The 11,072-nt window shown below is 60.3% G+C and carries 7 protein-coding genes and 1 pseudogene; 4 read left to right on the forward strand and 4 right to left on the reverse strand.

What is annotated here, in order from left to right; genetic code table 11:
* Positions 1–54: 54 nt before the first annotated feature.
* The gene (gene arcD / locus ACVW0Y_RS15460) at positions 55–1,482 is read right to left on the reverse strand and encodes an arginine-ornithine antiporter (protein ID WP_457439209.1); all 1,428 of its coding nucleotides are present in this window, start codon (positions 1,480–1,482) and stop codon (positions 55–57) included.
* Positions 1,483–1,739: 257 nt separating this feature from the next.
* Between arcD and ACVW0Y_RS15465 the strand changes: the two genes are divergently transcribed.
* Positions 1,740–2,102 carry a DUF5064 family protein gene (locus ACVW0Y_RS15465; RefSeq protein ID WP_457439211.1) on the forward strand — a complete coding sequence of 121 codons (363 nt, stop codon included), beginning with the start codon at positions 1,740–1,742 and terminating at the stop codon, positions 2,100–2,102.
* Here ACVW0Y_RS15465 and ACVW0Y_RS15470 read toward each other — a convergent pair.
* The 3 genes and pseudogenes from ACVW0Y_RS15470 to ACVW0Y_RS15480 form a co-directional block, all read right to left on the reverse strand.
* Positions 2,080–3,220 (reverse strand): annotated as a pseudogene (locus ACVW0Y_RS15470) (sigma-54 interaction domain-containing protein). The gene ACVW0Y_RS15465 and the pseudogene ACVW0Y_RS15470 sit on opposite strands and share 23 nt — an antisense overlap.
* A 247-nt stretch (positions 3,221–3,467) precedes the next feature.
* Positions 3,468–4,667, reverse strand: coding sequence for an LLM class flavin-dependent oxidoreductase (locus ACVW0Y_RS15475; protein WP_457439213.1), 1,200 nt, complete (start codon positions 4,665–4,667; stop codon positions 3,468–3,470).
* 27 nt (positions 4,668–4,694) lie between these two features.
* The gene (locus ACVW0Y_RS15480; RefSeq protein WP_457439215.1) at positions 4,695–7,004 is read right to left on the reverse strand and encodes a TonB-dependent receptor; all 2,310 of its coding nucleotides are present in this window, start codon (positions 7,002–7,004) and stop codon (positions 4,695–4,697) included.
* 815 nt (positions 7,005–7,819) lie between these two features.
* Here ACVW0Y_RS15480 and ACVW0Y_RS15485 point away from each other — a divergent pair.
* The 3 genes from ACVW0Y_RS15485 to ACVW0Y_RS15495 all read left to right on the forward strand — a co-directional run bounded on the left by ACVW0Y_RS15485 (position 7,820) and on the right by ACVW0Y_RS15495 (position 11,034).
* The gene (locus tag ACVW0Y_RS15485; RefSeq protein ID WP_457439217.1) at positions 7,820–8,878 is read left to right on the forward strand and encodes an ABC transporter substrate-binding protein; all 1,059 of its coding nucleotides are present in this window, start codon (positions 7,820–7,822) and stop codon (positions 8,876–8,878) included.
* A gap of 47 nt (positions 8,879–8,925) precedes the next feature.
* Positions 8,926–9,597 (forward strand): class II aldolase/adducin family protein, encoded by a 672-nt coding sequence (locus tag ACVW0Y_RS15490; RefSeq protein ID WP_457439219.1) that lies wholly within the window; start codon positions 8,926–8,928, stop codon positions 9,595–9,597.
* 102 nt (positions 9,598–9,699) lie between these two features.
* Entirely contained in the window at positions 9,700–11,034 is a 1,335-nt protein-coding gene (locus ACVW0Y_RS15495) for an LLM class flavin-dependent oxidoreductase (protein WP_457439221.1), read from the forward strand.
* Positions 11,035–11,072 lie beyond the last annotated feature (38 nt).

Below are 11,072 nucleotides of genomic sequence, written 5' to 3' on the forward strand. Positions count from 1 at the left end.
CCCTGAAAGCCGCCGACGCTCAGGGCAACCCTCGCCGATGGCTCAAGCCCGGGCTTATAACGACAGTAGCCCACTGTACAAACCGTAGGCCGCCGCGCCCGCACCGAGCAACACGCAAACAAAGATGCCCTTTTCGATAGTGGTAAACAGCGGCTCGCCCTGTTCGCGCTTGGCCTTGGCAAACAGCAACACCCCGGGGGCGTAGAGCAGGGCCGAGAGCAGCAGGTACTTCACCCCGCCGGCATACAACAGCCAGACCGCATACGTCAGGGCGATGGCGCTGATCAGCAGATCCTTGCCCCGCTCGCTGCGGGCCAGCTCGTAGGTTTCGCCCCGCTGGCTAAGCAGGAATGCGTAAGCCGCTGACCACAGATACGGCACCAGAATCATCGACGAGGCCAGGTAGATCAGGCTGGTATAGGTGCCGGCGGAAAACAGGGTGATCAGCAGAAACAGCTGAATCATCCCGTTGGTCAGCCACAGCGCATTGACCGGCACATGGTTGGCGTTTTCCTTTCTCAGGAAGGCCGGCATGGTGTTGTCCTTGGCGGTGGCAAAGAGGATTTCCGCACACAGCAACGCCCAGGACAACAAAGCGCCGAGCAGCGAAATGGCCAGGCCGACGCTGATCAACAGCGCCCCCCAGGGGCCGACGATATGTTCCAGCACCACCGCCAGCGAGGGGTTCTGCAAGCCTGCCAGCTCCGGCTGACTCATGATCCCCAACGACAACAGGTTGACCAGCACCAGCAGCGCCAGCACGCCCAGAAACCCGATCACCGTGGCACGCCCCACGTCTGCGCGCTTCTCGGCTCTGGCCGAATAGACACTGGCACCTTCGATGCCGATAAACACGAATACCGTCACCAGCATCATGTTGCGCACCTGGTCCATCACGCTGCCGAAGTTGGGGTTGCTGTGCCCCCAGATATCCCGGGTAAAGATGCCGGCATCGAAGGCCACCGCGGCGATCACGACAAACAGAAGCAGCGGCACCACTTTGGCGACCGTGGTCAGCTGGTTGATCAACGCCGCTTCCTTGATCCCGCGCAGCACCAGAAAGTGCACCGACCACAGCAACAGCGAGGCACAGCCGATGGCAATCGGCGTGTTGCCCTGGCCAAACACCGGAAAGAAATAGCCCAGGGTGCTGAACAGCAGCACGAAATAACCGACATTGCCCAGCCAGGCGCTGATCCAGTAACCCCAGGCCGAAGAGAAGCCCATATAGTCACCAAAACCGGCCTTGGCGTAGGCGTACACCCCGGAGTTCAGCTCCGGCTTGCGATTGGCCAGGGTCTGGAACACCAACGCCAGGGTCAACATGCCCACTGCCGTAATGGCCCAGCCGATCAGTACCGCGCCGGCATCCGCCCGTTCGGCCATATTCTGTGGCAAGGAGAAGATCCCACCGCCAATCATCGAGCCCACCACCAATGCAATCAGGGCACCCAAGTGAAGCTTCTGCGTCGGTTGCGACATTTACCTGGAGCTCCTTACTGCTATAAGCCTCGACACGAGAGCGTTTGCACAGGGATATATAGCGCACCCCTGCCGGTTATCGAAAAAAACTAGCGCCAGCCTGCCTGGCGAACTGACAAATTCCGCTTAAAAGTGCAGGCTGGTGGCGCACAGGGCTTTACAAATCAGGGAAAAAAACTAGCGTTCAACCCCAACAGACCAGCCCAGACGGACCACGTGGGTGGCGCTGGTTAAACGGGTTACTCAGGAGAGAAGACATGGCTACATTCACGCCCGGACATTTGCATATCGAGCGGCACGCACTGACCCCCAACGATGTCAGCTACAACCTGCATATCGACTACGAAGTGACGAAAGACCCCAAACAAGGCAAAGGCATGCTGTTCACCATGCACGGCAGCATTCAGGGCAAAGACCTGCGCGAAACCTTCTTCCTGCCCAAAGACGAAGCGCACAACTTCGCCAGCAACGTGACCAAGATCGCCGAAAAATACGGCGTCCCCAAAGCCATGAGTGCCATCGGCTCGGTCCATAAACACTACGACGCGATGTTCGCCGACGTGCGCGAACAACTGGCGATCAAGCCGGGCGACTCGGTCAATCTCGAGCATTTCGAGTGAAGTGAGCGGCGCCTGGTTGGTTACCGACCAGGCCCAGCGCATTGCGGTTATCGACTCGCCTCAAGCTCGCCGATTTTCTCCAGACGGCCACGTACCACATTGCGGCTGATGCCCAGTAACCTGCCGGTGCGCAGTTGATTGCCTTGGCAGAAGGTATAGGCGCTGCGAAACACCGTTTCCTCAATATGCTCGTAAAGCGCGCGGTGGTTGCGTTCGAACAACGCCATCAGCGCGCTTTCCAGCTGGGCGTCTGCAGCGGCCACGGTGGCGCTGCGTTGCATTTGGAACTGCTGGTCGAGACGCACCCCGGCGCTGCGCATTTCCACCAGGTGCAGGTCTTCGGGTTCCACCAACTGCCGGCCACAGACCAGCAGGGCATGGTGAATGGCGTTTTCCAGCTCGCGAATATTGCCCGGCCAGTTGTGTCGTAGCAGCTTCTGCGCCGCCTCGGCGGTCAATACGGCGCGCTCGTAGCCCAACCGCTGGCAATGCTCTTCCAGGAAAAACTCGGCCAGCGGCAGGATATCCCCTGGCCGCTCGCGCAGCGGCGGCAAGCGGATAGCGGCCACATGCAGACGGTAAAACAGGTCTTCGCGAAAATGCCCGGCCACCACCGCATCGGCCAGGTTGACGTTGGTTGCGGCCACCACCCGCACATCGATGGGCACCGGAGTGCGCGAGCCCAGGCGCACCACCTCGCGCTCCTGCAGCACGCGCAGCAGTTTCACCTGCATGCTCAGCGGCAAGTCGCCAATTTCATCGAGAAACAAGGTGCCGCCATTGGCCGCTTCAAACCATCCGGCCTTGGCGGTACGCGCGCCGGTAAAGGCGCCTTTTTCATGGCCGAACAACTCGCTATCCACCAGATTCTCCGGGAAGGCACCGCAGTTGACGGCAACAAAGGGGGCCATGCCGCGCTTGCTCAGCTGGTGAATATGGCGCGCCACCAGCTCCTTGCCGGTGCCGGTTTCGCCAATGATCAAGGCATTGGCTTCACTGGGCGCCAGGCGCTCGATGCGGGTGAGCAGTTCCTCGGAGCGCGGGTCTTTGAACACCAGCACACTGGCACGCACGGACTTGGTCAGCTCGCGGGCATGAGGGTGGGTAATTACAGTCATCAGCGGCACATCCATGCGGACAGCGATGGCCGCATATTGCAGTAAATTTTTAAGTTCAATTAATCATCAATGCTGATTTAGATATTCCATTTAGAGCTATATGACGATTTTCCCAAAACCCCGGCAAAGCCTCGCCACTACTGGGCTGCAAGGGAGCTGAAAACTGTTGCGCAGGCAGCAGCGCAGGCGCAATTCGCTGCTTGCGCAACAGTCTTGAAAGCACACCGACCAGTACCTCACCCGGGTGCTAAGCAGCCCGCTCCGCCCGTACCCGCAGGATCGCACTGTCCACCAGCGGCAGCACTTCCTCGCCCACGCGGTAAGCTTCTTCCAGATGGGGCTTGGCCGAGAGAATGAAGCTGGTCACGCCGATTTCCACATACTCGGCCAAGCGCTCTGCCACCTGGGCGTAGCTACCGACCAGCAGCGGTACCGGGCCGGTGCCGGAAAACGCCGCCCCCGCCCACAGGTTGGGGGCGATAAACAACGACTCGAAGCTATTCGAATTGCCCGCCGACAGCGCTTGCTGGCGCTGCCGCCCCACCGACTCCGACTCGCCGCCCTGGCGGGCGCGACGTTGTTCGATAAAGGCCGGATCACTGGTTACGGCGTCGAAGTAACGACGCAGATCGGCTTGGGCCAGCTCTTCGGTTTCCCGGGCAAAAATATCGATGCGCATGCCGTAGCGAATCTGCTCAGCACGGCCGATTTTGTCGGCCTCGTGCTGTACCCGCTGGATCTTTTCGCGAATCCCCGCCAACGGCTCGGCCCAGGACAGATACACGTCCGAGTGCTTGGCCGCCACCGCCAGGGCCGGTTCCGATGAGCCGGCAAAATAGACCCCAGGCAGCGGCGCGTCTTTCAAGGGTGCGCGCAGGCCGCCTTCCTCGAAACGGTACAGCTCGCCCTGATAGTTGAACGGTGCACCCTTCCAATAGCCTTTGTAGGCGTCGAGAAACTCATCGGTGCGGGCGTAGCGCGAATCGTGAGGCTGAAAATCACCGTAGGCACGCTGGTCGGCACCACTGCCGCCGGTGATCACGTTGAGGTCCAGGCGGCCATGGCTGATGCGCTGCAGGGTGGCACTGGTCTGCGCCAGGTAGGACGGCTGAAAGAACGCCGGCTGGAACGCCACCAGAAAACGCAGGTGACGGGTCTCCCGGGCCAAGGCAGCCGATAGCGTCCAGGGGTCTTCGCTTTGCCGGAAGCTGGGCACCAGCACGCTGCGAAAGCCGTTGATGTCGGCGGCCTGCGCCACCTGCACCAGGTAGTCCACGTAGTTGTGGCCGTGGTAACCGTCATCACCGAAGCTGGCGGCCAGGGCCAATGGCGTGCGCTCACCAGTACGGGATGCCGCAGCCCCCCATTCACCCCGGGAACTCTGCCGGCCCTTGTGCAGTTTGCCGTCGCCGGAATGGGGAATACGCCAGAGAAATTCAACGCTCATATCTATGCCCTCGTGCAACCTTTCAGGTTAGAAGTTGATGGTGGTCTGCACGCCAAAGGTGCGCGGCGCGATATAGCCGGTGGGGTAAACGCCGCGCGTGGTAACGATCTGCGACAGCACCTTCTCCGACTCATCGGTCCAGTTGTTTACAAAGGCGGCGACCTGCCACTTTCTGTCGTTGGGTTGATAGCTGACCCGCGCATTACCCAGCCAGTAGCCAGGGGTTTCCTGCACCTTGTCGTTCTGCACCGTGGCGTTGTGGTAGATGTGGCTGCGGTAGGACCAGTCGGTGCCGAGAATCACCGAGCCACCCAGGGCCGCCACCGGAATGCGGTAATCGGTGTCCAGGCGGAACGAGGTTTCCGGGGTGCGGTAGAACTCGTTGCCGCTGGCATCCAGGTCTACGCCACCGATGTTGTATTTGAAGTTGGTGTATTCAGTGCGCAGCAGCCCCAGGCTGGAGGTCACTCGCCAGAACTCGGTGGGCAGCGCTTCCACTTCGAACTCCAGGCCCTTCACATTGCCATCCGAAGCGCCGGCGGTACTGGTGATGGTGGTGCCCGGCACCTGCTGCTGAATGTTCAGTTGCAGGTCTTTGATGTCGTAGTAGAAGGCGTTGGCGTTGGCCGTCAGGCGCCCGTCCAGCCAGGTGGATTTCACCCCCACTTCGTAGTCGATCAGGGTTTCCGGTTCGGTCTGAATGATGTCGCCACGCACGATCGACTGGTTGAAACCGCCGGAGCGGAAACCGCTGGCGATCCGCCCATACACCATCACATCCGGGGTGATGAAGTACTCCGGGGTGATATCCCAGGTGGTCTTGTTCCAGTCCGCGTCTTTGCTCAGTTGTGCCGGCGCGACCACGCCGCTGCCGGTCACCGAATCCGGACTGCCGCCTGGCTGCACGACAACGATGTTCTGGTTGCCGGCGGTGTCGGTGGCGGTCAAGGTGGTTTCGGTGATGTCCTTGGACTCCCACGTCTGGCGCAGGCCAAGGGTAAGCGCGGCCTTTTCGGTAAAGCGGTACTTGGTATTCCCGAAGATGGCGAAGCTCTTGGCATCCTGATCCCAGGAACTCTGGGTGTATTGCTCCTGGGTGGTACCCACCTTGTAGCGAATGGCGTTGGATTTACTGTCGGCCTGCAAGTCGTAGTAGTAAGCGCCGACCAGCCAGGTCAGCGCCTGATCCTGGGCAGAGCTCAAACGCAGTTCCTGGGTGAACTGGTGCGATGAGGTGTCGCCCAGGGTGCTGTTCTGGTCCAGGGTGGTGCCCGCCGGTGTGCCGGCCTTGGCCTCGCTGTCACCGTCGCTGTAGTTCAACGCGGTAATCGAGGTGACGGTGTTTTCGCCGACGTACCAGTTCAGCTTGAAGCTGCCGGCATACAGGGTGTTTTCCGCCGAGCTGTCGCCGTTCCAGAAGTCGCTGCGGTTATCCGGATCGTCGCCGTAGGGCGGGATATAGCTCTTGCCGCCCTGGTTGATGGCACCACCGGGATTGGGCGTGGTCACGTTGTTGACGCTGGTGGCACCGACCACGTAGCTGGGAATATTGCCGGTGCGGTATTTGCGCACGTTGAAGTTGAGCAAACCGTCCAGCTGATCGGAGAAGTTGGCCAGCAACTGGAAGCGGCCGTTGAAGTCTTCCAACTGCGGGCCGTCGTCACCGGTGACGATGTTCTGCGCCCAACCATCGCCCTTCTCGTAATAGACCGCCGCACGGCCGGCCAGCTTCTCATCCACCAGACCACCGCCGCTGGCGGCTTCAAAGGTCTGTTTGCCAAAACTGCCAGCCCCCAGACGGGCGTAACCGCTGTTTTCGAAGGTCGGTTTTTTCGAAATAAAGTGCAGCGCACCACCGGTATTGTTCTTGCCCCACAGCGTGCCTTGCGGCCCGCGCAGCACCTCAACGCGCTCCAGGTCGAACAGCGGGAAGCTCTGATCGCCCTGCAGGCCGACCACCACTTCGTCGACATACACCGACAGCGGCCCTTCCTGGTTGGCGTTTGGATCATTGGTACCGATACCCCGCAGGAACCAGCGCGGCTTACCGGTACGGCCACCGGTGTTGCCGCTGGACTGACCGGAGAGGTTGGGTGCCAGGCGCTCCACATCGGATGAGGTGACGATGTTTTTATCGCGGATCGCCGTGCCGGAAATGGCCGTGATCGGGATGGGCACATCCTTGAGTTTTTCCTCGCGTTTTTGCGCGGTAACCACCACGGTGTCCAACAGCCCGTCCTGGCTGGAGTCTTCGCTGCTCTCGGCTTTCTCCGCCGCGAGCACTTTGCTTTCCGCCTCCGCGGCCTGAACGCCACCGGCCAGCAGGCTCGCAGTCAACCCGACGACGCACGCATGAGAAACCGATTGAGCCAACACTTTCCTTAAATAACTCGCTGACTCCGGTACTGGCAAAGCGACTTTTGCAGAACTCCTTTGTCTCTTTAAATGCGCCATCATTGATGTTCCTGCCAACTATGGATACGGGGGATGTAGTTATAAAAATCCAAGTTGAAATAGCAGAAACTGTGCCACGCCTTTAAATAACAGCTGAAAGCCGCATAAACAGTGCACTTCATTTAAATCGGCAAACTTGCACTATCACTATTTAAATCAGCCAGTGCTGCTGCGCGACCAACAATTGCTGTCGAACTGCTGATTTCGCAGCACTAAAACGCCCCTGCAAAAACAATGCAGCGTTCGCCGGATATAAACAGAAGAGAATTAAAACCCGAGCGCAGGCTTGCCCAACAAACCGCCACCCGCCAGGCAAAAAACCGCGCAAAGCAAAGCACCACGGGGGCCACAGAGCAGGCACCGGGCCGGCCTAATGCATTTTAGTTAGCTGTTTATGCACTGCTGTTTTCGCAACACCTTTAACAGCAATTGCTGTTTCAGCAACATAAGAAAACACCCGCAGTTTTCACATAAAAGCCGGCCAGCCAATTAACACCCCTCAGCCACCGCAGAACAAAACTCGCCCAACACAAACAAGCAAACCCTTATAAATCGCGCAGTTAGCCAATGCCTGCCTGGTATTTCTCAATAACATTCAACGCGCTCTTTGCGCCTTTTAACGAGCATTACCAATAGCTGGCATGGAGCATGCTCTATGGATTGGCGTGAATAACCACACCGCTATTCAAGGAACGGACATGAGCACTAACAAACCACCAGTCCAACTCTTCTATACCCGCTGCGGCGCAGCCACCGCCTCGGCCCTGGCCATTCGTAAAAACTGGCTGCAAAACGAATTCGCCGGTGCAGACACCGTGCTGCATTCGCTGCGCGATTCCCACAGCCTGGCAGTGCGCAATGCGCACTATCACCACCAGCAAACCGGCCTGTTTCGCGAAGGCGGCAATATCCCGCCGATCTGGGCCAAAGGCAGCGGCTCGGACACCGTGGTGGTCGGTATCACCTGGCTGGATGAATACCAGGGCATCCTCACCCGCGCCGACAGCGATATCCGTGATATCGCCGACCTCAAGGGCAAGCGCCTGGGTGTGCCGCTGCATCAGAACGCGGTGATCGACTTTCAGCGCGGCGCGGCCCAGCACGGTTATGTCACCGCGCTGGGGTTGGCCGGGCTGAGCACCGACGACGTCACCCTGGTGGACCTTGAAGCTCCCAGCTACGACACCGAAGACGGCCCGCGCAGCACCACCCGCGAACAGCGCGCCGACGTCGCCGTGACTGCTCTGGATGCCGGCACCGTGGATGCCATCTTCCTGCGCTTCACCCGCGGCTATCGCCTGTCGCAGGACGCGCGCTATCGCCAGCTGATCAATATCAACGAGCTGTCCGACCCGCTGCTGCGCGTCAACAACGGCACGCCACGGCCGATCACCGTCGACCGCCAATTCCTCGAACAGCACCCGGAAGTGGTGGTGCGTTATCTCGCCGTGCTGCTGCGCACCGCTGAATGGGCCGCCAGCCACCACGACGAAGTGGTGCAGCTGCTGCAACCCGAAGACAGCAACGCCACGGCCGCCGAAGTGGTCGGTTCCCACGGTGCCGATGTGCACCTGTCCTTCACCCCCAAGCTGAGCCCCGAGTACATCGCCGGCCTGAACACGCAAAAGAACTTCCTGCGCGACTGGGGCTATCTGAAGGCCGACTTCGAAGTGAGCGACTGGATTGTCAGCGGCCCGCTGGAGCAGGCGCAAAAACTGGTTGCCGAGGAAAAAGCCAAGGCTGCCGCCGCAGCCTGAAGCCGTCCCCCTGCCCTTTCTTACCCTTTATTGTTGGAGCAACACCCATGAGCGCTTTTGAAAAAACCGAAGTTGATCTGATCGCCTATATCGAACAAGCCAAATCGGATGCCGTGCATGTGTTCGAAACCCTGCGCGCCAACGGCACGCTGTCGGCCAGCCTGACCTTCCATATCTCCCACCGTGTGCCGGGTACCGACACCTTGCTGGGTATTCGTTTCCCTGGCGGGCTGGCACGCAGCCAGGCGCCGAAAATCAGCGTGTCGTCGTTTGCCGAGGCCAGCGGTTCGCTGCTCAATGAACCGCGCCTGGAAGCCGACACCGTTATTCACGTGCACACCGCCTGGCTGTCCGCCTGGTCCCTGGCCCACAAAGACTTCCCAATTCTCTATGTGGCGGCGGCCCGTCACCTGCTGGCACGCAGCATTCCCAACCACCTGGAACGCACCCGCAGCGCGCTGGAAGTGATCAGCGAGCGCCTGGACAAACACCCGGAACTGGCACCACCACCCGCCTTGCTGGAGTCCAACGGCGGCGCCAATTTCTGGGGCCAAGGGATTATCAAAACCGCGGAAACCATTCTGTTCGTGGAAGAGGCTGCGCGCTTCCAGGCCATTGCCGAGCAGATCGGCGGGGCCCAGGTGTACACCCCTGGCGGTCTGGAACTGCAGTGGAAGCGCACCGGCCTGCTGGAAAAATCCAAAGCCTTCAGCGGTTAAGCCTGGCGGGCGTCCCCTCGCTGACAACCCCGGGACGCCCGGCGTACCCGACCCTGTGGGGCGTGCATCACGCCCCCGCTTTTGCCCATAGAGAAGCGCACCGTGAGCAGCAAAAAACGCCAATTGGCCCTTAACGTCTTTCTGCACCGCTTCGGCCACCACCCGGAGGCCTGGAGACATCCCAGCTCAACCGACAATGGCCGGCCCAACCTGGCGTGGTGGATAAAGGCCGCCAAGCTGGCGGAAGCCGCCAAATTCGATACCTTTTTCGTCGCCGACTTTATCGGCCGTTCGGGAGAGGTCAGCGCACAGACCGGGCGCAGCCCGCAGAACTACCAGTTCGAACCCTTTACCCTGTTGTCCGCGATTGCCGCCGTCACCGAGCACATCGGCCTGGTGGCAACGGTCAACACCAACTACGACTCGCCCTATCACGTCGCACGCAAATTCACTTCACTGGACCACCTCAGCGGCGGGCGCGCCGGCTGGAACGTGGTGTCCTCGTTCGGCGATCACGCGGCGAAAAACTTCGGCATCAGCGAGGCGCGCAGCCATGAAGAACGCTACGAGCGTGCGGCCGAATTTATTGCCGTGACCAAGGCGCTGTGGGACAGCTGGGATGACGACGCCTTCGATCAACCCGATCGCCAGAACGGCGCGTTTTACAAGCCAAGCTCCGGCCACCCGGTAAACCACCACGGCAAATACTTCACCAGCGAAGGGCTGCTCGATTACCCCCGCCCTATCCAGGGTTACCCGGTGATTGTGCAGGCGGGCAACTCGGAAACCGGGCTGGAGTTTGCCGCCCGCGAAGCCGAGATGACCTACGCCTCGGCGCAGTCGCTGGAGGTCGCCAAGGCGTATTACGCCAACCTCAAAGGGCGCATGGCCAAGTACGGCCGCGATGAAGACCAGCTCAAGGTCACCCCGGGGCTCTCGGTGGTGGTCGGCGAATCCGATCAGGAGGCCCAGGATCGCTTCAACGAACTGCAGCAACTGGTCGATGTGAGCAACGTGCAGTTTGGCGGTTTCGACCTGTCCTCCTACGACGTCGATGGCCCCCTGCCCGACCTGCCGTACCAGGCCGATGCCAACGGCAAAGGCCGCTTCCAGCAGCAGCTGGACCTGGCCCGGCGGGAAAACCTGAGCATTCGCCAACTGGTGCTGCGCTTCCGGGTTTCCCGCGGGCACCTGCAAGCCATTGGCTCGGTGAAAACCGTGGCCGACACCATCGAACAATGGTTTGTCGAACGCGGCGCTGACGGTTTCAACGTGGTACCGCCGTATCTGCCGCAAGGCTTCGAAGACTTCACCCGCCTGGTAGTGCCCGAACTGCAACGGCGCGGCATTTTCCGCCGCGAGTACGAAGGCAAAACCTTCCGCGAAAACCTTGGCCTGAAGCGCCCGGGTAACCCACGGGATACACGGACCGCATAACGGCGAAAAGCATCGCGGCTGAAGCCGCTCCTACGAAT

Source organism: Pseudomonas sp. TE3786, from assembly GCF_054057335.1.